The sequence below is a fragment of the Methylobacterium komagatae genome (assembly GCF_042661665.1).
Lineage (GTDB): Bacteria > Pseudomonadota > Alphaproteobacteria > Rhizobiales > Beijerinckiaceae > Methylobacterium > Methylobacterium komagatae.
Genome location: NZ_JBHSWN010000001.1, coordinates 3,431,347 through 3,451,707 on the forward strand (window position 1 = coordinate 3,431,347; position 20,361 = coordinate 3,451,707).

Genomic DNA, 20,361 nt, shown 5'->3' on the forward strand with positions numbered 1-20,361 from the left:
TCCACGAGGAGGTCCGCGCAAATCGCGTTGAAGCCCCTCGTTCGGGGTTCCGGGGGAGGCGTTCAAGGTGGCGACGGGTCGATTACGGCGCGGCATCGTCCCGGCACTCGCGGGCCTCATCGGGGGCTTCGGTATCGTGCTGGGCGTGCACTGGCTCGGCGGCCTCGTGCGGCAGGACGAGACGGCTTCTCAGAGCAAGGTGCCCGCCATCTCGCCGGAGGCCAATCTCGGCACGAAGCCGGGTGCCCTCCCGGCACCCGCCGAGAAGAACGCCCCCGAGGCTGGGAAGCCGCCCGCGCCGGGCACGAAGCCCAGCGGAGAGCCCCCGGCATCGGCGGCCCCCGCGACTCCTTCCGAGACGGCCACGCCGAAGGACAAGACGGCCGAGGCGGATTCGCCGCGTTTCGACATCGTCCGCGTCGAGCCGAACGGCGATGCCGTGGTGGCGGGGCGGGGCAAGCCCAACACGGTCGTGGAGATGCTGGTGGACGGGAAGCCCGTCGCCCGCGCCCTGGCCGATCCGAACGGCCAATTCGCCATCGTCCCGCCCGCCCTGCCGAAGGGCTCGAGCGAGATCACGCTCCGCTCGAAGACCTCCGACGGGCAGGAGGCGCGCTCGTCCCAGACCGTCGCCGTCTCTGTCTCGCCGGAGGGCAACGCTCGCCCCCTCGTCGCCCTCACGGCCCCCGACGCGCCGACCGTCGTGCTCTCGCAGCCAGGCGCCCCCGCGACGCCGCCCGTCGCGGCAGCCAAACCCGGCGATGCGGATGGCGCGGAGAAGAAGTCCGCCGAGCAAGCCGCACCGGGCAAACCCGACGCGCCCGTGCGGATCGTCAGCGTCGATTCCGAGCCCGGCGGGCGCCTGTTCGTCACGGGCGTAGGCAAGCCGGGCACCGACGTGCGGCTCTACCTCAACGACACGCTCATCGCGCCGGCCCGGATCGGCGCTGATGGCCGCGTGACCTTTACCATCGGCAGCGGCGTGGCGACGGGCCGGTATCAGGTGCGGATCGATGAGATCGATCCGAAGACCAATCGCGTGCTTCGCCGCGCCGAGGTGCCCTTCGCCATGCCGCAGGAGGTGGCCGAGGCGTCGCAGAATACAGCGGGCAGGGCGGATCACGCGAAGTCCGACACGAGCAAGCCCGATGCAGCCAAGCCTGCCCCGGCTAAGCCCGAGCCGGGCCGGGCGGATATCGGGTCGCCGCCCTCGGACGCCATGGCGGTCACGCGTCCTCGGAGCCCGGCCGACAGGCCTCCGTCCGAGGGAGCCGGGCGCGTCCCGGGCCCCGACATGGCCATGGATGCGGGCTCGGTCTTCGTTCCGGGCATCGCCACCGCCCGGATCACGCGCGGCGACAACCTCTGGCAGATCAGCAAGCGGATCTACGGGCGCGGCGAGCGCTACACGGTGATCTACGACGCCAACCAAGCGCAGATCCGCGATCCCGACCTGATCTATCCAGGGCAGATCTTCGTGCTGCCGAACGACCGGAGGGGGTAGGGGCAGCCGCATACCCACCCCGCACGGGTCCGGGATGCCGCGGCGGCAGCACGTGCCTATATGCGCCGTAATCCCGCCCCAGAACCCCTCTCATGTCTGACACACCAGCGCCCCCTGCCGGGACGACGCCGACCGCGCGTCCCGGCCTGCTCGCCACCTACCGGCGCCTCTGGCCCCATCTCTGGCCGCATGGGCGGCCGGATCTTCAGCGGCGCGCCTTCCTCGCCTTCGGGCTGATCCTCCTCGCGAAGCTCGCGACGATGGTGACGCCGTTCACCTTCAAATGGGCGACCGACGCCCTCGTCGCGGCCGTGGGCGGGCAGGAGAAGGGCGTGCCAACGGGCCTGCTCGCCGCGCCGATGCTCCTGATCGGCCTCTACGGCGTGTCGCGGGTGGCGATGGCGCTGCTGACGCAGGTCCGCGATGGGCTGTTCGCCAAGGTCGCGATGCATGCGGTGCGCCGCCTCGCCCTGCTCACCTTCAAGCACATGCATGCCCTGTCCCTGCGTTTCCACCTGGAACGCAAGACCGGCGGCCTGACCCGCGTGCTGGAGCGGGGCCGCTCCGGCATCGAGGAATTGTCGCGCCTGATGGTGCTGACCCTGGTGCCGACCATCGTCGAGTTCGTCCTCGTCCTCGGCATCCTCGCCTACGAGTTCGACTGGCTCTATTCCCTGGCCGCCTTCCTCACGGTCGCGGCCTATCTCGGCTTCACCTATAAGGCGACCGAGTATCGGATCGCGATCCGCCGCCGGATGAACGCGTCCGACACCGACGCCAACACCAAGGCCGTCGACTCGCTTCTGAACTACGAGACCGTGAAATACTTCGGCGCGGAGGCTCGCGAGACCGCCCGCTATGACCAATCCATGGCGAAGTACGAGAAAGCCTCGACGCAGACCTACGTGTCGCTCGCGGTGCTTAACGCGGGTCAGGCGGCAATCTTCACCGCAGGCATGACGGTGGTGATGTGGCTCGCCGCGCGGGACATCCTGGCCGGGCGCACCACGATCGGCGGGTTCGTGCTGGCCAACACCATGCTGGTTCAGCTCGCCATGCCCCTCAACTTCATGGGCATGATCTACCGGGAGATCAAACAGGCGCTCATCGACATCGACGACATGTTCCGCATCCTCGGGCAGAATCCCGAGATCGCCGACCGGCCGGGCGCGAAACCGCTCGCCGTCTCGGGCGGCACGGTGCGGTTCGAGGACGTGCGGTTCGCCTACACGCCTGAGCGGCCGATCTTGCGGGGGGTCTCCTTCGAGGTGCAGCCCGGCCAGACGGTGGCCATCGTCGGTCCCTCGGGGGCGGGCAAGTCGACCCTCTCGCGGCTGCTGTTCCGGTTCTACGAGCCGCAATCCGGACGGATCGCCATCGACGGGCAGGATATCGGGATGGTCACGCAGGAATCCTTGCGCGCCGCGATCGGGATGGTCCCGCAGGACACCGTGCTGTTCAACGACACGATCGGCTACAACGTCCGCTACGGACGTCCGGACGCGACCGACGAGGAGATGCGCGAGGCCGCGCGGCTGGCGCAGATCGACCGCTTCGTCTCCGGGCTGCCCGAGGGCTACGACACTCCCGTGGGCGAGCGCGGCCTCAAACTCTCCGGTGGCGAGAAGCAGCGCGTCGCCATCGCGCGGACCATTCTCAAGGGCCCGCCGATCCTTGTGCTCGACGAGGCGACCTCGGCGCTCGATTCCTTCACCGAGGCCGAGATTCAGGATGCCCTCGACCGGGTGGCGCAGGGCCGCACGACGCTGGTCATCGCCCACCGCCTCTCGACCGTCGTCAACGCCGACGCGATCCTCGTCCTCGACAAGGGTGTCGTGGCCGAGCGCGGCACGCATACGGAACTCCTCGACAGGGGCGGGATCTACGCCGCCCTTTGGGCCCGCCAGCGCGAGGCGGACGCGGCACGCGAGGTGCTGGCGCGCGAGGCGGACGCGCCGACCCTCCCGCAGGAGAAGCCCGTGGCGGCGGAATGAGAGGCACCATGACGGCGCGTCGAGCCGCATGGGCGGCGCCCTGAGGAGAAGGTTTTCCTCAGGCGTTACCAAAAACGCCCTGTGCCGGGATTAACTCGGGCGGCGAAGCGCTATACCCCTGAAAGCACACGGCCCACGAAGAAGGCCGGTCGGACGACGTTGTGTCCTCGGGGAGAGTGTCGTGATCAAACATCTACTGGCGGGTTGCCTCGCCGCCGTCGTGCTCGCCGTTCCGGCCCGCGCGGAAGACGTCGTACGTCTCGGCAATCTCAAGTTCGCCCATTACGGCGCCATCTCCTACATGAAGGAGATTGCCCCGAAATACGGCCTCAAGATCGATGAGCGCCAATTCGCCAAGGGCGCCGACATCTACCCCGCCATGGCGGTCGACCAGATCGACATCGCGGCCTCGGGCGGCGACGGCGCGGTGGCCGCTCGCGGCAACGGCGTGAAGCTCCTCGTGGTGGCGGGATTCGCCGATGGTGGGGTGCGCATCCTCAAGCGGCCGGACCTGCCGGCCAAGACCGCCGCCGACCTCAAGGGCCTGAAGGTCGCCACCGTCCGAGGCGGCACGCAGGACCTGATGCTGCTCGCCGAGCTCGACAAGCACGGGATGACGTGGTCCGAGCGGCCGGGCAAGGACGTGCAACTTACCTACTTCAACAACTACGCCGACCTGAACCAAGCGCTCGCGCAGAAATACGTCGACGTGATCTGCCAGTCCGAGCCCCAATCCACGCAGGCGATCAGCGCTGGCTGGGGTGTCGAGTTGGTGAAGCCCTACGACACGCCCATCGGCAAGCCGGTGCGTCCGCTCGTCATGACCGAAAAGATGTACAATGAGCGGCCGGAAGTGGCGCAGAAGGTGCTGAACCTCTTCGTGGCCGCGACCAAGGCGTTCATCGACGATCCGGCTCTCGCCGAGAAGTATGTGCGCGAACAGGTGTTCAAGGGCCAGCTGTCGAGCCAGGATTTCCGCGATGGTATGGCCAACGCCAGCTACACCTACGTGATGCCCGCCGGGCACATGCAGACCACGGCCGATTACATGGTGAAGTACGGTCTGGGTAAGATGCAGAACCCGCCGAAATCCGATGCCGAGTGGGTCAAGCTCGACTTGCTCGAGAAGGCCAAGGCGAATCTGAAGGTCAACTGACCCGATGGCGCTCTATCGATTGCGCGGTGCCCTGGTTCCGGTGGCCCTGCTCCTCCTGTGGGAGGTCATGAGCCGCACCGGGGTCGTCTCTCCCGTGGTGCTGCCCCCGCCTTCGGCGGTGGCCGCGAAATGGTGGGCCGGTCTCCAGCCCGCCCTGCCGTATAACCCGCAGGAGGGAAGCTACTGGTCGTGGCTTCTCTCCGGCGAGATGCCGCATGACGCGGTCTCGTCGCTGGGCCGGGTGCTCGCGGGCTTCGCCATCGGCGCGGGTCTCGCTGTGCCGATCGGCTTGCTGCTCGGCACGAGCGACAAGCTCTACGGCCTGTTCAACCCGCTCCTGCAGGTTCTGCGGCCGATCCCCCCATCGCCTACATCCCGCTCGCCATCGTCTGGTTCGGCCTCGGCAACCCGCCCGCGCTGTTCCTGATCGCGCTCGGCACCTTCTTCCCCGTTCTGGTGAACACCATCGCGGGCGTGCGGCAGGTGGATTCGATTTACATCCGCGCCGCCCGCAACCTCGGGGCCGGGCGCTGGACGATGTTCCGCCGGGTGATCCTGCCCGCCGCCAGCCCCTTCGTGCTGGCCGGGATGCGGATCGGCATCGGCACGGCCTTCATCGTCGTGATCGTCGCCGAGATGATCGCGGTGTCCGACGGGCTCGGCTACCGCATTCTCGAGGCGCGGGAATACATGTGGTCCGACAAGATCATCGGCGGCATGCTGACGATCGGTATCCTCGGACTCATCATCGACGGCGCCATGAGCCGTTTGAACGATCACCTGCTGCGTTGGCATCGCGGCCTGGAACGCTGAGCATGACGCGGAAAAGTGGATGCCGGTTTTCCGGCGACGTCGCGCGGCGGGGATTCTGACATGTCGGCAGAGATCGTCGTCTCGAATGCCGTCAAGGTGTTCGGAAGCGGAAGCGCGGGCGTGCCAGCCCTGCAGGACATCACCGCCACGGTGCCGGAGGGGCAGTTCCTCTGCCTCCTCGGCCCCTCGGGCTGCGGCAAGTCCACCCTGCTCAACGCCATGGCGGGCTTCACGCCGCTGACCTCCGGCGCCATCACCATCGGCGGCAACCCGGTGCGGGAGCCGGGGCCGGACCGGGGCATGGTGTTCCAGGAATACGCCCTGTTCCCGTGGATGAGCGTCGAGGACAATGTCCGCTTCGGCCTCGACGTGAAGGGCGTGGCCCGGGCGCAGGCGGACGCGACGGTCGCCCGCATCACCGAAAAGCTCGGCCTGTCGGACTTCCTGAAGCGCTATCCGAAGGATCTGTCGGGCGGCATGCGCCAGCGCGTGGCCATCGCCCGCATCCTCGCCCTCGACCCGCCGGTCATGCTCATGGACGAGCCGTTCGGCGCCCTCGATGCGCTGACACGGCGGACGTTGCAGGACGAGCTGCTGCGGATCTGGTCGGAATACCGCAAGACCATCGTCTTCGTGACGCACTCGATCGAAGAGGCGATCTACCTCGCCGACCGCATCCTCGTGATGACCTACCGCCCCGGGCGCATCAAACGCGACGTGACCGTGCCGATGCCCCGCCCGCGCGATCCGGCGAGCGCCGACTTCAATGCGATCAAGCGGGAGTTGGGGCAGCTCGTCATGGAGGAGCAGGCCCGCTTCACCGACGCGGAGTTGCACGCGCCTGCGGTCGATTGAGGCTCATCCCCTCACCTTGACCCCGAGCAGATCCTCGAACGGCAAAACCATCGCGCCCTTGTCGCGGTCCCCGTGCCCCTGGCGAAGAGCGGTCTGGTAGGTCGCGGTCGCGGCGGCTGTGACGGGGAGGGGGAAGCCGTTCTCCGCAGCCACAAGGGCCGCGCTGACGAGGTCCTTGTAGGCCTTGGCCAGGGGGTAGCCTTCGTCGAACTCGCCCTTGAGGATCCTCGGCACGAAGTATTGCGAGGCGTAGCTGCGGCTGGTGCCGGTGGTGACGACCTGCCCGAGTTGGGCCGGGTCGAGCCCCATCGCCACGGCCATGGGCAGCACCTCGGCCAGCGCCGCGATGTTGATGTCGTAGAGCACGTTGTTGACCGTCTTGGTCAGCTGGCCCGCCCCCAAGGGGCCCATATGCAGGACGGTGCCGCCGAACCGTTCGAGGAGAGGGCGCAGGCGCGCGAAAACCTCGGGGGCGCCGCCGCACATTACGGTGAGCGTCCCCGCTTCGGCCCCGGCGGGTGCCCCCGAGACCGGCGCGTCCAAGAAGGCACGCCCCCCCTGTTCGAGCCTGCGCCCGATGCGCAGGGCATCCGCATGCGTCGTCGTGCTGAGATCGACCACGACGGCGCCTGGCGCGAGGCGATCCGCAATCCCGTCCCGTCCGAACAGCACGGCCTCCACCACCGCCCCATCCGGCAGGCACAGGAAGAGCGCCTGCGCGCCGTCGATCCGGGCCAGATCGGACGTCGCCACGAGCCGGGGGGCGTCGAGGCCGGCGAGGCGAGCCGGGTCGGCATCGTAGGCCGTGACCGTCGCCGGGGACTCACCTTTCGTCGCGAGATGCCGGGCGATCGGCGCCCCCATGGCGCCAAGGCCGAGGAAGGCGATGCGGTGGATCATGAGAGCCTGAACTCCGAAGGGAATCGCTTCTTTTCCTAGCGGCGTGTATCATGCCGCCATGACCGAGCTACTGGAACGAGCCATCGCGCGCGTCCGCGCGCTCCCGGACGCGATGCAGGACGACGCCGCCCGCATGCTGCTGCGCTATGCGGGCGAGGAGGAGTCGTTCTATCAGCTGACACCGGAGGAGGAGGCAGACCTCATCGAATCAGATGCTGAGGTCGCTCGCGGCGAATTCGCGACCGAGGAAGAGGTCCGCGCCGTCTGGACAAAGTATGGATTGTGAGAGTTCGTTACACTCGCACGGCCGCGCGGCAGATCGCATCCGCGCTCGAATACCTGGCGGTGGACTCACCCATGGCCGCACAGAACATGGCCGAACGCATCCAGTCGGTGATGGGTCTGCTCGGTGAGCATCCGATGATGGGGCGGGGCACCAGTACCCGGCATATTCGGCGCTTCCCACTCGGCAGCTATCCCTACCTGATCGATTACTCCATCGAGGCAGATGAGATCGTCGTGCGACGGTTCCGCCACACAGCCCGCCGCCCGCTTTCCTGACGGGCGACGACCCGTCCCGCCCTCCAAAAGTTGACGCGGGCCTAACGGACTGCCATCCGCCCGGCAGAGATGTGATCCCCCGAGCCCATTCAGAATGACCGACCTCATCGAGACGATCCGGCGGACGCTGGTGCCGATTCACAAGGAGGGCTACCCCTTCATCCTGATCGGCATCGTGCTGACTGTGCTGGCCGGATACTTTTCCCAGTTCTTCGGTTGGATCTTCCTGATCCTGACCCTCTGGGTCTGCTACTTTTTTCGCGATCCCGAACGGGTCGTACCGGGTGGGGATGGGCTCGTCGTCTCGCCCGCCGATGGCCGGGTGAACCTCATCGCGACCGTCCTGCCGCCGCCGGAACTCGACCTGCCGCAGGTGCCGACGCTTCGCGTCTCGGTCTTCATGAACGTGTTCGATTGCCACGTGAACCGCATGCCGGTCGCGGGCCGCATCGGGCAGATCCACTACACGCCGGGCCTGTTCCTAAATGCCGGCTCGATAAGGCGAGCGATGACAACGAGCGCAACGGCCTCGTCATCGAGACGAGCCATCGTGGCAGCCCGGCGCGGATCGGCGTGGTGCAGATCGCCGGTTTGGTGGCGCGGCGGATCGTGGGATTCGTCTCGGCCGGTGACACGCTGGCGGCCGGCGACCGCTTCGGCCTGATCCGCTTCGGCTCTCGGGTGGATGTCTACCTGCCGGCGGGCACCCGCGTGATGGTCGGCCTCGGCCAGAGGGCCATCGCGGGCGAGACCGTGCTCGCCGACCTCGGCGGCGGCCCCGAGCGAAGCTTCCGCCGGATCTGAGGGGGCCTGCCGTGGACGATCTCTTCCCGCCCTTCGAGCCGGATCCGAACGAACCGCGCCCGCGCCGGTTCAAACCGGTGCCGTTCCGGATGATCGCGCCGAACATGATCACCCTGATGGCGCTCTGCCTCGGGTTGACGGCGATCCGGCTCGCCTTCGAAGGCAAGTTCGAGCCCGCCGTCATCGCGGTGGTGGCGGCAGGTGTCCTCGACGGGATCGACGGGCGAGTCGCGCGTCTGCTCAAGGGCACGTCGCGCTTCGGGGCGGAACTCGACTCGCTGGCCGATTTCGTCAATTTCGGCTGCGCCCCGGCGCTGATCCTCTACGGCTTCGTGCTGTTCCACCTGAAGTCGCTCGGCTGGATCGTCGCGTTGATCTTCGCCATCGCCATGTGCCTGCGCCTCGCCCGGTTCAACGCGATGCTGGACGACCCGTCCCGGCCCGAATGGAAGAAGGACTTCTTCGTCGGCATGCCCGCGCCTGCGGGCGCGCTGACGGCGATGCTGCCGCTCTACCTCCACTTCCTCGGCCTGTCCTTCGACGCCTGGGCGGCTCCGGCCGTGCTCGTCTACGTGCTCTGCATCGCCCTGATGGTGGTCTCCACCGTGCCGACCTTCTCCGGCAAGACCATGGGCAAGCGCGTGCCGCGCGGTCTCGTCCTGCCGATCTTCCTTTGCGGCGTGGCGGCCTTCGGCCTGCTCATCAGCTACCCGTTCGAGGCGCTCGTGGCGGTGAGCGGCGCTTATCTCCTCACCATTCCCGTGGGCGCGGCCCAATATCGCCGCCGCCTCAAGGCCGAGCAGGCTGCGGCGCCCCTGGAGAAGGTCGCTTCCGCAACCGACGGTGGATAGACCTGACGATCCACTTCCCGCCGGGCGAAGGGTTGGGGCACCGTCTCACCCATCCCCGACCGGAGGTGAGCATGATCGAGGAATTCAAGAAATTCGCCCTGCGGGGCAACGTCGTCGATCTCGCGGTCGGCGTGATCATCGGCGCCGCCTTCGGCGCCATCGTCACCTCGGCGGTGCAGGACCTATTCATGCCGGCGATCGGCGCGATCACCGGGGGGCTCGATTTCTCGAATTACTACCTGCCCCTGTCGTCCAAGGTGCAGACCGGGCTCGCCTATAGCGAAGCCAAGAAGCAGGGTGCAGTGCTGGGTTACGGCCAGTTCCTCACCGTCTCCCTCAACTTCATCATCGTCGCCTTCGTGCTGTTCATGGTGATCCGCGCCATGAACAAGCTGCAGCATGCCGAGGAGAAGAAGCCCGAAGCCGTCGCCGAAGTGCCGGCGGATGTGAAGCTGCTCGGCGAGATCCGCGACATCCTCGCGTCCAAGCCGACCGTTTAGAACCGGCTACGGCTCCTTCGGCGCGTCCGGCTTCACGCCGAAGGCATCGAGGATGCGGTCGAGGGCGTGTTCCACGGCCTCGGTGCCCTCCTCATGCGTCTTGAGGCGCGTTTCCAGGCGGCGGAGGGTCGGTTCGAACTCACCGGGGATCGGTGGCTCGTCACCGAGGAACCGCGGCTTGTCGGCCACGGGCAGGGCGCCACGCAATTGCTGGCCGAGATGGTCCCGCACCGGCTCGGGCAGGACCGGCCCGCCTTCGGTCGGGTCGTCGTTCATGATCGCTCCCTCCTTCGTGCTTGCAACATTCACGGGTCACGCAAAAAGAGGGCCCCGAAGCGTGGCGCTCCGGGGCCCTGGGTCGTTCTCCTCCCGCCGGAGCGGTGATCGTTCCGGCGGGAAAGACCCGGGTAAAACCCCGAACGCTTAGTCGATGACCTCGACGATGCGGTGACCACGGTCGACCAGCACCGGACGGTCGTTCACCACGGTGTAGCGGTAGCCCGGCTGCACGCGGTACTCGGTCGGCACGTCGTAATAGGTCACGCCGGAGGTCGGCAGCGTGGTGCCGACGGCGACGCGACCGTCGTAATCGTACGAGCGAACGTTGCGCTCACGGACGTAGCTGCGGAAGCGCGGGGCCATGTCGACGCCGAGGATGCCGCCAACGGTACCGGTGGCCGCGCCAACCGCGCCGCCGACGATGGCGCCAACCGGGCCAGCCGCATCAGCACCAGCCGCAGCGCCGCGCTCGGCGCCGGGAACGAGGCCCTGGGCCTGGGCGGCCAGCGGCAGCGAGAGGGCGAGGGCCGAAGCGGCGAGAAGGGTCTTGACGTTCATACGGATGCTCCGTTTCCGTGTCGTTCCGCCGCATGGACGCAGCGAAGCTCGGGCCAACAACGCCCGATCCTGGGAATAGGATGCATTGATTTTCGCGACCGATGACCCGAGCCGCGCCGTCATGGTTTCCAAAGGACTGAGACCTTCGGCGGGTGCAGGGAAGCGCCCTGCTGATCCCGTTCAGGCGTCGGGCATCGCGGACTGAATGAACCGGTCGGAGCCCAGATCTTCCTCGTCATAACCGAGAAGCTCGGCGAGGCGACCGCGCGCCCGGCTGACACGGCTCTTCACCGTTCCAACCTTGCACCCCATGATCGTGGCGGCCTCTTCGTAGGAGACGCCCTCGGCGCCGACGAGCACCAGCGCCTCACGCTGATCCGGCGGCAGCTTGGCCAAGGCCGATTGCAAATCCTCGACATCGAGCCGGTCACCCTGATGCGGGGCGGTCGCGAGGCGGGCGGCGTAGGAACCGTCCTGATCCTCGACTTCGCGCACGCGCTTGCGGTGATCCGAGTAGAAGATGTTGCGCAGGATCGTGAACAGCCACGCATTGAGGTTCGTGCCCGGCTGAAAGCGGGCGCGGTGCTGCCAACCCTTGAGCAGTGTGTCCTGAACGAGGTCGTCCGAGCGCGCCGGGTTCGAGGTCAGCGACAGGGCGAAGGCGCGCAAGGACGGCACCGCCGCCAGCAGTCCGTCGCGGAATTCCGGCTCGATCGCCTCGCCGCGCGCCCGCAGGGCCGCTTCCAGCTTGTCGATGAGTTCCGCAAACCGGGCGGGCAGCGATTCCTCGCTCAGCCGGTCGTAGGCGGTGCGCAGGTGTTCGCCGAGATGGGTCCGGATCGAGGAGGACAGATTCGGGCGGTCGTCCGAGGAGCTGTCCTGCACGGGCAGGACGGCGGTGTCTTCGCGGATCATGCTCGTCGCACTCGTCAGCTTGTCGTGACCCAACCGCCGGTCCAATGCGGCCGAGGGGCGCGGTTTAAGGCCGATGACTGCGTGAACATCCAGCCTGTGCGCGCCTGATTATGATATGTGTAGCGCATTGGGCGGCCGGTTGCACCCTCGCTCAGGTCGCAGGAGCGGAACCGTTGCGCCCGCTCAACACCTGAACCTCGCCTTCGCGCAGGGTCAGCATGTCGCCGCGTTCCACCACGGTCCAGCATTCGTCGCGGGTCAGCGCCTGTGTCGCGACGACCGTCACGACGTCGTTGGCGGTGGTTTCCCGGGCGAAATCGATGGTCCAATCCTCATCGATCAGGGTCGCCTTGCCGAAGGGCGAGCGTCGGGTGAGGTAGCAGAGCCGCTTGCCGCAATGGGCGTAGAGGGTCCGGCTGTCGGACATCAGCATGTTGAACACGCCGAGCTCGTGCAATTCAGCGCAGAGGTCGGCCACCACGCGGTCGAGGGTCGCGGGCCGGGGCAGGGTCTTGAAGCGGCCCTGAAGCCGCCCGAGCATCCAGCAGAAGGCGTGCTCGCTATCGGTGGTGCCGATGGGTGTGAACGCCCCGAGCTTGAGGCGCTTCACACCCTTCAATTGTCCGTTATGGGCGAAGGTCCAGCGGCGGCCCCACAATTCCCGCGAGAACGGGTGGGTGTTTTCTAGGCTGACGCGCCCGCGATTGGCCCGTCGGACATGGCCGACGACGATGCAACTCTTGATCGGCATGTCGCGCAGCAGCCGGGCCAGCTGCGAGCGCGAGCTCGGCTCCGGCTCGTGGAAGCTGCGGGTGGTGCGCCCCTCGTAGAAGCTCAAACCCCAGCCGTCCGCATGCGGACCGGTCTCGCCTCCGCGCCGGGCGAGGCCGGCGAAAGAGAAGCGGATGTCGGTCGGCACGTTGGCGCTCATGCCGAGCAGTTCGCACATCGGACGGGGCAGAGGTGAAGGGGGAGGAGGCAAGCCGTTTAAGCGCCCCGGCTCGCTCGAACAACCGGAAATCAGCGGGCGAGGTAGTCGGTCAGGGTCATGCCGACGAGGATGAGGACCCAGAAGAAGCCGAGGCCGGAGAACAGCCGGATCAACGGCGGCTCCTTCAGCACCTCCATCGAGACGAGCAGGATGATCCCGGCCATCATCCCGGCGATGCCGAGTTCGAGCGCCCAGACATGCGCGAAGGGCTGGGTTGCGCCAAGCCCGACATTGACCGCGAGCAGGCCGAGGAGGGCCAGGAAGGTCAGGGCCGGCTTGCGCAGCCGCCGCCGGACGAGGGCGCGATCCTCAGGCGAAAGCGAGGGCAGGGGCGAGCGCATGGATCACGGTCCCCGGTTGACGACGTAGAGGATCGGAAAGGCGAGGATCCACACGAGGTCGATGAAGTGCCAGTACAGGCCGTAGATCTCGATCCAGTTCTGGTGCCGGGCGAGGAAGTCCGCCTTGGCGGCCATCCATGTCATGCCGAGCAAGAGGGCGATGCCGGTGAACAGGTGGAACCCGTGCAGCAGGGTCGCGACGTAGTAGAGGTTCACGAAGAGCCGCGCAGGCGGTGTGTCGGCCAGCGCGAAGGGGCGCGACGACAGGAACGGCATCATGTGCTCGTCCCAATCGGCGTAATATTCGTAGCCCTTCAGGACGAGGAACAGACTTCCGAGCGCGGCGGTAACCAGCATGGCCCGCACCATCGCCCGCTGCCAGCCCATCCGCGAGAACTCGATCGCCATGGACATGGTGAGGCTCGAGACGAGCAGCACCACGGTGTTCGTCGCGCCGATCCAGAACTTCAGGTGACGCGCCGCCGCCACCGTCGCCTCGGGGTGCTGGATGCGCAGGATCAGCGCCACGAGAAACAGGGCCGCGAAGAGCAGCAATTCGGTGATGAGCCACGCCCAGATGCCGAGCGTCGTCGCCCGGCGCTGCTGCGCCACCGTCTCGAAATGATGGGCGCGGGCGACGCCGACGCCCTCGGCGAGCCCCTCGCTCATCGGTGCTGGTCTTTGGATTCGGTGGCCTGGATCGGGTAATCGTAGGGGATGCGCGGCACCTCCGGCGGACTGGTGAAATTCAGGGTCGGAGGCGGGGAGGACGTCTCCCATTCCAGACCCTTCGCATCCCATGGGTTCGCGGGTGCCTTGCGGCCGAACCACAGGGAATAGACGAGGTACAGCATCGGGAAGAGGTAGCCCGCCGCCAGGATCGTCGCGCCCGCCGAAGAGAGCACGTTGAGCAGCTGGAATTCCGGCGGGTAGGTCGCGTAGCGCCGGGGCATCCCGAGATACCCGAGGATGAATTGCGGGAAGAAGGTGACGTTGAAGCCGAGGAAGATCAGCAGGGCCGAAACCCGCCCCCACGGCTCGCTGTACATCCGCCCGGTGAATTTCGGCCACCAGAAGTGCAGGCCGCCGAGGAAGGCCAGCACCGTGCCGCCGACCATGATGTAGTGGAAATGCGCGACCACGAAGTAGGTCGCGTGGACATGCTGGTTGATGGCGAGCGTCGCAAGATACAGCCCCGTCAGGCCGCCGAGCACGAACAGGCCGATATAGCCCATCGCGTAGAGCATCGGCGTGTCGAGGCGCAAAGCTCCCTTATGGATCGTCGCGGTCCAGTTGTAGACCTTCACCGCAGAGGGCACCGCCACGGCGAAGGACAGGCCCGAGAAGACGAGGCTCGCCAAGTCGCTCTGACCGTTGACGAACATGTGGTGGCCCCAGACGAAGAACGTCACGGAGGCGAGCCCGATCGAGGCGTAGGCGACGAAGCGGTAGCCGAACAGCTTCTTGCGCGAGAAGGCGGGGACGATCTCCGAGATCACCCCCATTCCCGGTAGGACCATGATGTACACGGCCGGGTGCGAGTAGAACCAGAACAGGTGCTGGAACAGCACCGGATCGCCGCCATAGGCCGGATCGAACACGCCGACATGGAAGGCGCGCTCGGCAATGAGCAGAACGAGCGCCGTGGTGATGACGGGGGTCGCCAGCAGGAAGATCAGGCTGGTGGCGTAATGCGCCCAGACGAAGATCGGCAGCTTGAACCACGTCATGCCGGGCGCGCGCATGGTGTGGATCGTGACGACGAAGTTGAGCCCCGTCAGGATCGATGAGAATCCAACGATCGTCACGCCGATCAGCGCGGGCAGGACCCAGGTGTTCGAGAAGGCGGTGGAGAGGGGGCGTAAAAGGTCCAGCCGGTATCGACGCCGCCGAGCACCACCGAGACGAGGGTGAACAGCGCCCCCGCCATGAACACGTACCAGCTCGTGAGATTGAGTTTCGGGAAGGCCAGATCCTTGGCGCCGATCATCAGCGGGATCAGGAAATTACCGAAGGTCGCGGGGATGGAGGGGATGAGGAAGAACCACACCATCACCACCCCGTGGATGGTGAAGGCCTTGTTGTAGGTGTCGTTGGTCATGATCGCGCCGTTGGGCACGATCAGCGCCAGCCGCACGACGCCGGCCGCCAGGGCACCGATGACGAAGAAGCCGGTGATGGACACGAGGTAGAGGATCGCGATGCGCTTGTGGTCCGTGCCGAGGAACCACGAACGCAAGGTCGATTCCGCGTGGAGGTAATCGGGCTTGCGCCCGATCGTGGCCTCCGGGGCATGCGGCTCGCGGTGGGCCGCGCCTTCGATGGTGCCCGATACGCTCATCGCGCCGCCTCCGCCGATTTGCCCGAACCCGGATAGGCCTTGATGAAGTCGATGAGGCGGCCAAGCTCGTCTTCCGGGATCCGCCCGGCAAAGCTCGGCATCACCTGCTTGCCCCCGCCGGCGAGCTTGTCGCCGTTGGGGTTCAGGATCTTCTGGCGCAGCCATTCCTCGTCGGCGACGACGGTGCGTCCATCCGCGAGGGCGACCTTGCTGCCGAAGAGACCGGCGAGGCCCGGCGCCTTCACCGGAGAGCCCGGCTCGTGGCAGGCGGCACAGCCATAGGCCTCGTACAGGGCGCGGCCCGCCGCCACCTTGCCCTGGTAGGCGCCCGCATGGACCAGCCAATCCTGATAGTCGCCGGGGTTCATGAATGTCACCGTGCCGCCCATCACCGAATGGTCGGTGCCGCAATATTCCGAGCAGTAGAGGTGGAAGGTGCCGACCTTGTCGGCCTTGAACCACATCTCGGTGAAGCGGTCGGGCAGAGCGGCGACCTGCATCCGGACGGCGGGCAGGTAGAGGGCGTGGATCACGTCCTGGCTGATGATCCGCAGTTTGATCGGCTGGCCGATGGGCAGGTGCAGGTCGTTGATCTCGGACTGGCCGGTCGGATGCTGGAACTTCCACATCCACTGGCGGCCGATCACCTCGACCACCATGGCATCGGGGGCGGGTTCTTCGATTCCACGAAGACCCGCGCGCCCCACACGAAGAACACCAGGGTGAGCAGGAACGGGATCAGCATCCAGCTGATCTCGATCAGGTTCGAGCGGATGCCCGAGGGCGACCGGTCGGCCTCCGAACCCTCCCGGTAGCGTAGAGCGAACCACGTGATCGCGACGAAGACCGGCACGGTCAGCGCCAGCGTCAGCACGGTGAAGGCGAGGATCAGCTCATCCGTCTCGACGGCCTTGACCGAGGCGGCGACGGGCCAGAGTTGCAGCGCGGCGTGATCGGGGGTCATGGCGCGGCGCTCCCCCGTCGAGGGAACGGCCGACGACGACCTGCATCGCCCGGTCGAGGGGGATGCGGGCGCGGGTCCGGGCGGGATCGAGATAGCCGTAGCCGTCGAGCGCCGCGCGGGCCTGCGCCCGCTCACGGTCGAGGTCGACATAGGGGTTCGGCTGCAGGTTCGGTGGCGGCGGCACGAGCCGGGTCGTCTGCTGCGGGGTCAGGGACGGCAGCGCGGCCCGCTGGCGCTCGGTGGTGATGCGCAGGAAGAGCACCATGCCGCCGATCACGGCGGCGGCGGATAGGGCGAGACCGCCCATGACCAGCACCGTGTTGCGCACGTTCACGTCGCGCGTCTCGTAGGGCGGGCCGTCCGCGTCTCGCCGGTTCTCCTTCTCCCGCCCGGCCGGGGACACGAGCCCACTCGCCCGCAGGGCCAGGGCGGCCAGCATGGCGGGCACGAGGCTGATCGGATTGCGTCCGCCGCCGCTCATCGGGACTTCCTCCGGCGGACGGGGGCGGGGCGGCCTGACAGAAGCGGATAGAGCGCCGCCGCAAGGCAGGCCACGGCCAGGGCAGCGAGACCGTCGGACAGCCGCAGGACGAACCGGTCCCGGAGCGCAGGCGTGACCAGCCAGAACATCTCCAGCGCATGCACGATGAGGGCTGCGGCGGCGAGCGCGCGGGTGATGACCCGGCCCGGCCGCAGGGTCGCAAGCCCGGCGAGGCTCGCCACGACCCCGGAGGCGACGGCGAGGCTTCGCCCCATCCAGCCGCCCCGGGCGGAATACCACGCGACTTCTTCGGGCAGGTTCGCGGACCAGACGATCAGCGCCTGCAGGAAATGCATGTAGGCCCATAAGCCGAGCAGGACGACGAGGGGGATGAGCCGACCCCGTCCCGGCACGGCCCGGCCCCGTCCGATCGGCTCCGGCTCCTCCCAGGCGAGCATCACCGCAGCGGCGAAGGCAAGGCCGCTCCAGGCCGTCATGAGCAGGAGGCCGAGCAGCGCCGAATCGAGCCTGGGATCGAGGGCCGCCACAACGTCGAGGGCGAACAGCGTGCCCACCACCGCGTGCAGGGCGACCGCAGGCACGGTGCGGCCCTCGCCCGGCGCGTCGAAGGGCCGGGCGAAGCGCCAACACAGCCATGTCCAGGCGGCGAGATAGGCGACGCACCGCACCAGGAAGAACGGCCGGGTGAACCAGTAGGAGGCCAGGGCCGTGCGCGGCGGCTCATGCATCCACGGATAGAGGAGGAGGCTCGCCGCCAGCACCGGCAGGCCGATCAGCGCGGCGGCGGGCATCAGCGTCATCAGGCGCCGGAGAGCGGCGAGCATCTCGACGCCGCCGCGCTCGCGCACCTTCTTGCCGAACCTCTCGGCCACCACCGTCACCGGCAGGGCGCCGACGGGAAGGGCCAGGAGCACCAGCCATGCCGCGAGGCATGAGGCCGCCACGCCCTTCAGGTTGCCGGTGGACAGCGCCAGGGCCAATGCCCCGGCGCCGAGGATGGCGAGGAGAGGCATCCTCATCGCACAGCCTCCAGGGCCGCCCGGTCTGCCGGGGGCAGGGCGGCGACGGAGGCGTCGCGGCTCAGTTGAAGGGCGCGCACATACGCGACGATAGCCCAGCGATCCGCCGAGGGGATCATCGACGCCATGGGCAGCATGCTGCGATAGCCGTTGGCGATCGCGCCGTAGACCTCGGAGGCTGGCGCCGCGCGCCATCGGCCGGATGTCAAATCACCCGCTGGGGTGAGGCCGCGCGCCACGATCATCCCGGCTCCGCGCCCATCCTGTCCGTGGCAGGGGGTGCAGTAGATGGCGTAACGGTCGCGTCCGCGTTCCACCAGGGTGGCGGTGATGGCGGCCGGTTGCGGCGCCTCCCGGGCCGGGTCGGTGCGCGGCACCGTGCCCGCCACCGGATGGCGCATGGTCATCTGCTTGGGAAAAAAGGCGTTCTTGTCCCAGGTGCGAGCCTTGGCCTGATCGTCCATGTTGGCTTCGCTGCAGGCGGCCAGCGGGAGCAACGTGAACAAGGCGAGGAACGGGCGCACGCTCATCGCGGGATCCTCGCCAGGGCGAGGGGCGTCCGCCGCCGACGGGCAGGTTCGACAGGCGGCGCTCGATGCGCGCGGCTTCGGTGCCGTCGCCGCGCAACTCGGCGGCAAGGAAGAAGCGATCCTGCGAGGCGCGCAGGAAATCCGGGATGTTGAAGGCCGGGTGGTTCAGGCGCGGCAGGCGGTTCAGCCAGAGCAGGGCCGCGTGGACGGCGAGGCACCCGCATAGCATGGCGAAGGACACGCTCGGCACCACGAAGGAGGGCCAGGAAAAGCGCGGTCGCCCGCCGATCAGGAACACGTAATCGTAGGCGGTGGCGTAGACGCACATTCCGTAGAAGGCCGCGCCGCCGCCGAGCGCCCCGGCGAGCGCATAGGGCAGGATCGAGCGGCCCTCGAGCCCGAGCGGACGCAGAGTGCGGGGCATCGGCACCGGGCCGTAGCCATCGAGCCGGACCTTGTCGCCGAGCGCCGACAGGGCCTGCAATGCGGCGGCGAGATCGGCCTCGCTCTGGAACGAGGCGGCCACACCCCAGAGGGGGGCGCCCTGCACGGAGTCACCCTCCCGCCGAGGGCGGCCCGCCCCGTCCTGGCCGGGCGCCGGGACGAGGCGCCGGATCTCGGTGATGGAGAGCGAGGGCAGGTAGCGGACGAAGAGCAGGATGAGGGCCAGGAACAGGCCCAGCGAACCGACGAAGGTGGCCACGCCCCAGGGATCGCTCTGGTAGGGCAGGCGGGACGAGGGCAGGAAATCCTGCGTCAGGGTCACGACGAGGACCATGACGTGGTCGGCATAGGCCCCCGCCGCCACGAGGATGCCCGCCACGGCGAGCGCCAGCGGCGAGCGGCGGGCGCGGGCCGACCAGAACAGCTGCGGCGGCAGGACGAGACCGAGCACGGCGATCCAGAAGGTAAGGGCGTGGCCGCCCTCCATCCGGCGGATCAGCACCGCCCGCCCCGCGGCGTCGCCGTGGAGGAAGGTGCCGAAGATCTCCGTGGCGTAGCAATAGGCGCTGGCGCAGCCGAGGCAGAGCATCAGCCGGGCGAGCACGTCGAGATGCCGGTCGGTGACGAGGGTGGTCAGGCCGTAGACGCCGCGGACCAGCACGATCAGCGCGGCGGTGACGCCGACCCCCGAGAGCACGGCATGGATCAGGAAGGTGATAGGCAGAAGCGTGCCGTGCCAGCCCGGCATGACCGAGCCCGCCAGCATCACCGAGGCGCCGGTCTGCACGGCGACGACGAGGAGGATCCCGAGCAGGGCCACGATCCGGTAGGCCTGCCCCCGGATCTGCCAATGGGCGGCCGAGCCACGCCAGCCCGAGGCGAGGATGCCGTAGGCCCGCGCGCGGAACAGGGCGATCTTACGGGTCGGTGCCACGGCCTCGATCTGCCGGGTCGCCTCGGCATAGGCGCGATCGCGCAGGCAGGCGATGTCGGGCAGGAGGCCGATATACCAGAGGCTTACGGACACCACGAGGAACGACACGATGTCGATGGCGTCCCACAGGAGCGGCGAGCGGAATTGCGGCCACAGGCCGAAGGTGTTCGGGTAGGGCAGGTTCCAGTAGAAGTACCAGGGCCGCCCGAGATGGATGATCGGGTAGAGCCCCGCTGCGGCAGTCGCGAGCAGGGCGACCGTCTCCGCCACGCGGCTCACCGGCCCGCGCCACTCGACGCCGAGGAGGAGCAGGATGCCCGAAACGAGCAGGCTGCCGCAGGCCACGCCGATCCACCAATCGTAGCTCGCGATGTCGAGGGCCCAGACGACGGCGTTGTTGTTGTCCCAGATTCCGACGCCCTCGTAGACGAGATATCCGAGGGTGAAGACGAACATCCCGACGAGGGCCGCCGCACCGGCGAAGGCGATCCACCAGCCACGGCCTGCCGGATGGTGCAGGGCGATCGCCGTCACCGCCTCGCCGACGGAGCGCATGTCCTCGCCGGGGCGGATCGCGGGTGCGGGGTTCTGGGCTGAGGACATGC

Annotated in this window: 21 protein-coding genes and 3 pseudogenes; 10 read left to right on the forward strand and 14 right to left on the reverse strand. The window is 67.9% G+C overall.

All coding sequences use genetic code 11. The features are described 5' to 3' along the window. Positions 1 to 67: 67 nt before the first annotated feature. The 5 genes and pseudogenes from ACFQE0_RS17120 to ACFQE0_RS17140 all read left to right on the forward strand — a co-directional run bounded on the left by ACFQE0_RS17120 (position 68) and on the right by ACFQE0_RS17140 (position 6,322). Entirely contained in the window at positions 68 to 1,504 is a 1,437-nt protein-coding gene (locus ACFQE0_RS17120) for a LysM peptidoglycan-binding domain-containing protein (RefSeq protein ID WP_378971782.1), read from the forward strand. A gap of 92 nt (positions 1,505 to 1,596) precedes the next feature. Continuing rightward, entirely contained in the window at positions 1,597 to 3,498 is a 1,902-nt protein-coding gene (locus ACFQE0_RS17125) for an ABCB family ABC transporter ATP-binding protein/permease (RefSeq protein WP_378971785.1), read from the forward strand. Positions 3,499 to 3,682: 184 nt separating this feature from the next. Next, a complete protein-coding gene (locus ACFQE0_RS17130) occupies positions 3,683 to 4,654 on the forward strand; it encodes an ABC transporter substrate-binding protein (protein ID WP_378975534.1) in 972 nt (323 codons plus the stop codon). 4 nt (positions 4,655 to 4,658) lie between these two features. After that, a pseudogene (locus ACFQE0_RS17135) lies at positions 4,659 to 5,467 on the forward strand (ABC transporter permease). Positions 5,468 to 5,527: 60 nt separating this feature from the next. Beyond that, positions 5,528 to 6,322 carry an ABC transporter ATP-binding protein gene (locus ACFQE0_RS17140; RefSeq protein ID WP_378971787.1) on the forward strand — a complete coding sequence of 265 codons (795 nt, stop codon included), beginning with the start codon at positions 5,528 to 5,530 and terminating at the stop codon, positions 6,320 to 6,322. A gap of 3 nt (positions 6,323 to 6,325) precedes the next feature. Here the strand turns inward: ACFQE0_RS17140 and ACFQE0_RS17145 are convergent, their stop codons facing one another. Then, positions 6,326 to 7,222 carry an NAD(P)-dependent oxidoreductase gene (locus ACFQE0_RS17145; RefSeq protein ID WP_378971789.1) on the reverse strand — a complete coding sequence of 299 codons (897 nt, stop codon included), beginning with the start codon at positions 7,220 to 7,222 and terminating at the stop codon, positions 6,326 to 6,328. A gap of 58 nt (positions 7,223 to 7,280) precedes the next feature. Here ACFQE0_RS17145 and ACFQE0_RS17150 point away from each other — a divergent pair, with 58 nt between their 5' ends. The 5 genes and pseudogenes from ACFQE0_RS17150 to mscL all read left to right on the forward strand — a co-directional run bounded on the left by ACFQE0_RS17150 (position 7,281) and on the right by mscL (position 9,938). Further along, positions 7,281 to 7,508, forward strand: coding sequence for a hypothetical protein (locus tag ACFQE0_RS17150; protein ID WP_378971792.1), 228 nt, complete (start codon positions 7,281 to 7,283; stop codon positions 7,506 to 7,508). Continuing rightward, on the forward strand, positions 7,505 to 7,783 hold the full coding sequence (locus ACFQE0_RS17155; RefSeq protein WP_378971794.1) for a type II toxin-antitoxin system RelE/ParE family toxin: 279 nt from the start codon (positions 7,505 to 7,507) through the stop codon (positions 7,781 to 7,783). Before ACFQE0_RS17150 ends, ACFQE0_RS17155 begins: the two co-directional genes overlap by 4 nt. Before the next feature lie 94 nt (positions 7,784 to 7,877). Then, positions 7,878 to 8,587 (forward strand): annotated as a pseudogene (locus ACFQE0_RS17160) (phosphatidylserine decarboxylase). Positions 8,588 to 8,598: 11 nt separating this feature from the next. Further along, a complete protein-coding gene (locus tag ACFQE0_RS17165) occupies positions 8,599 to 9,438 on the forward strand; it encodes a CDP-alcohol phosphatidyltransferase family protein (RefSeq protein WP_378971797.1) in 840 nt (279 codons plus the stop codon). 71 nt (positions 9,439 to 9,509) lie between these two features. Beyond that, positions 9,510 to 9,938, forward strand: coding sequence for a large conductance mechanosensitive channel protein MscL (gene mscL, locus ACFQE0_RS17170; RefSeq protein WP_378971799.1), 429 nt, complete (start codon positions 9,510 to 9,512; stop codon positions 9,936 to 9,938). 6 nt (positions 9,939 to 9,944) lie between these two features. Here mscL and ACFQE0_RS17175 read toward each other — a convergent pair whose 3' ends face one another. From ACFQE0_RS17175 to ACFQE0_RS17235, 13 genes and pseudogenes are all read right to left on the reverse strand, one after another. Next, positions 9,945 to 10,214 (reverse strand): hypothetical protein, encoded by a 270-nt coding sequence (locus ACFQE0_RS17175; RefSeq protein WP_378971802.1) that lies wholly within the window; start codon positions 10,212 to 10,214, stop codon positions 9,945 to 9,947. Positions 10,215 to 10,361: 147 nt separating this feature from the next. Then, positions 10,362 to 10,775, reverse strand: coding sequence for a DUF1236 domain-containing protein (locus ACFQE0_RS17180; protein ID WP_378971804.1), 414 nt, complete (start codon positions 10,773 to 10,775; stop codon positions 10,362 to 10,364). Between the two features lie 180 nt (positions 10,776 to 10,955). Beyond that, positions 10,956 to 11,690 (reverse strand): NepR family anti-sigma factor, encoded by a 735-nt coding sequence (locus ACFQE0_RS17185; protein ID WP_378971806.1) that lies wholly within the window; start codon positions 11,688 to 11,690, stop codon positions 10,956 to 10,958. A gap of 151 nt (positions 11,691 to 11,841) precedes the next feature. Next, on the reverse strand, positions 11,842 to 12,639 hold the full coding sequence (locus ACFQE0_RS17190; protein ID WP_378971809.1) for a class II glutamine amidotransferase: 798 nt from the start codon (positions 12,637 to 12,639) through the stop codon (positions 11,842 to 11,844). Between the two features lie 71 nt (positions 12,640 to 12,710). Further along, a complete protein-coding gene (locus ACFQE0_RS17195) occupies positions 12,711 to 13,022 on the reverse strand; it encodes a cytochrome C oxidase subunit IV family protein (RefSeq protein ID WP_378971812.1) in 312 nt (103 codons plus the stop codon). A 3-nt stretch (positions 13,023 to 13,025) separates the two neighbouring features. After that, positions 13,026 to 13,691: a cytochrome c oxidase subunit 3 gene (locus tag ACFQE0_RS17200; protein ID WP_378971814.1), complete on the reverse strand. Its 666-nt coding sequence runs from the start codon at positions 13,689 to 13,691 to the stop codon at positions 13,026 to 13,028. Further along, a pseudogene (locus ACFQE0_RS17205) lies at positions 13,688 to 15,363 on the reverse strand (cytochrome c oxidase subunit I). The gene ACFQE0_RS17200 and the pseudogene ACFQE0_RS17205 overlap by 4 nt, the downstream one beginning before the upstream one ends. Then, positions 15,360 to 16,022: a c-type cytochrome gene (locus tag ACFQE0_RS17210; protein ID WP_378971816.1), complete on the reverse strand. Its 663-nt coding sequence runs from the start codon at positions 16,020 to 16,022 to the stop codon at positions 15,360 to 15,362. Before ACFQE0_RS17210 ends, ACFQE0_RS17205 begins: the two are co-directional and overlap by 4 nt. Continuing rightward, complete coding sequence (locus tag ACFQE0_RS17215) at positions 16,007 to 16,327, reverse strand: cytochrome c oxidase subunit II (RefSeq protein WP_378971819.1); 321 nt, start codon at positions 16,325 to 16,327, stop codon at positions 16,007 to 16,009. The genes ACFQE0_RS17210 and ACFQE0_RS17215 overlap by 16 nt, the downstream gene beginning before the upstream one ends. Beyond that, positions 16,257 to 16,808 carry a hypothetical protein gene (locus tag ACFQE0_RS17220; protein ID WP_378971821.1) on the reverse strand — a complete coding sequence of 184 codons (552 nt, stop codon included), beginning with the start codon at positions 16,806 to 16,808 and terminating at the stop codon, positions 16,257 to 16,259. The genes ACFQE0_RS17215 and ACFQE0_RS17220 overlap by 71 nt, the downstream gene beginning before the upstream one ends. Further along, positions 16,805 to 17,848, reverse strand: a complete 1,044-nt coding sequence (locus ACFQE0_RS17225) for a hypothetical protein (protein ID WP_378971823.1) — start codon at positions 17,846 to 17,848, stop codon at positions 16,805 to 16,807. Before ACFQE0_RS17225 ends, ACFQE0_RS17220 begins: the two co-directional genes overlap by 4 nt. Beyond that, positions 17,845 to 18,165 carry a c-type cytochrome gene (locus tag ACFQE0_RS17230; protein WP_378971826.1) on the reverse strand — a complete coding sequence of 107 codons (321 nt, stop codon included), beginning with the start codon at positions 18,163 to 18,165 and terminating at the stop codon, positions 17,845 to 17,847. The genes ACFQE0_RS17225 and ACFQE0_RS17230 overlap by 4 nt, the downstream gene beginning before the upstream one ends. After that, complete coding sequence (locus ACFQE0_RS17235) at positions 18,059 to 20,359, reverse strand: quinol:electron acceptor oxidoreductase subunit ActD (RefSeq protein WP_378971828.1); 2,301 nt, start codon at positions 20,357 to 20,359, stop codon at positions 18,059 to 18,061. Before ACFQE0_RS17235 ends, ACFQE0_RS17230 begins: the two co-directional genes overlap by 107 nt. Between the last annotated feature and the right edge of the window lie 2 nt (positions 20,360 to 20,361).

Coding starts and splice junctions, on each gene's coding strand:
- ACFQE0_RS17210 (WP_378971816.1), bottom strand. CDS start 16,022: ATGGTGGTCGAGGTGATCGGCCGCCAGTGGATGTGGAAGTTCCAGCAT.
- ACFQE0_RS17220 (WP_378971821.1), bottom strand. CDS start 16,808: ATGAGCGGCGGCGGACGCAATCCGATCAGCCTCGTGCCCGCCATGCTG.
- ACFQE0_RS17185 (WP_378971806.1), bottom strand. CDS start 11,690: ATGATCCGCGAAGACACCGCCGTCCTGCCCGTGCAGGACAGCTCCTCG.
- ACFQE0_RS17215 (WP_378971819.1), bottom strand. CDS start 16,327: ATGACCCCCGATCACGCCGCGCTGCAACTCTGGCCCGTCGCCGCCTCG.
- ACFQE0_RS17140 (WP_378971787.1), top strand. CDS start 5,528: ATGTCGGCAGAGATCGTCGTCTCGAATGCCGTCAAGGTGTTCGGAAGC.
- mscL (WP_378971799.1), top strand. CDS start 9,510: ATGATCGAGGAATTCAAGAAATTCGCCCTGCGGGGCAACGTCGTCGAT.
- ACFQE0_RS17195 (WP_378971812.1), bottom strand. CDS start 13,022: ATGCGCTCGCCCCTGCCCTCGCTTTCGCCTGAGGATCGCGCCCTCGTC.
- ACFQE0_RS17145 (WP_378971789.1), bottom strand. CDS start 7,222: ATGATCCACCGCATCGCCTTCCTCGGCCTTGGCGCCATGGGGGCGCCG.
- ACFQE0_RS17200 (WP_378971814.1), bottom strand. CDS start 13,691: ATGAGCGAGGGGCTCGCCGAGGGCGTCGGCGTCGCCCGCGCCCATCAT.
- ACFQE0_RS17190 (WP_378971809.1), bottom strand. CDS start 12,639: ATGTGCGAACTGCTCGGCATGAGCGCCAACGTGCCGACCGACATCCGC.
- ACFQE0_RS17225 (WP_378971823.1), bottom strand. CDS start 17,848: ATGAGGATGCCTCTCCTCGCCATCCTCGGCGCCGGGGCATTGGCCCTG.
- ACFQE0_RS17175 (WP_378971802.1), bottom strand. CDS start 10,214: ATGAACGACGACCCGACCGAAGGCGGGCCGGTCCTGCCCGAGCCGGTG.
- ACFQE0_RS17125 (WP_378971785.1), top strand. CDS start 1,597: ATGTCTGACACACCAGCGCCCCCTGCCGGGACGACGCCGACCGCGCGT.
- ACFQE0_RS17180 (WP_378971804.1), bottom strand. CDS start 10,775: ATGAACGTCAAGACCCTTCTCGCCGCTTCGGCCCTCGCCCTCTCGCTG.
- ACFQE0_RS17235 (WP_378971828.1), bottom strand. CDS start 20,359: ATGTCCTCAGCCCAGAACCCCGCACCCGCGATCCGCCCCGGCGAGGAC.
- ACFQE0_RS17150 (WP_378971792.1), top strand. CDS start 7,281: ATGACCGAGCTACTGGAACGAGCCATCGCGCGCGTCCGCGCGCTCCCG.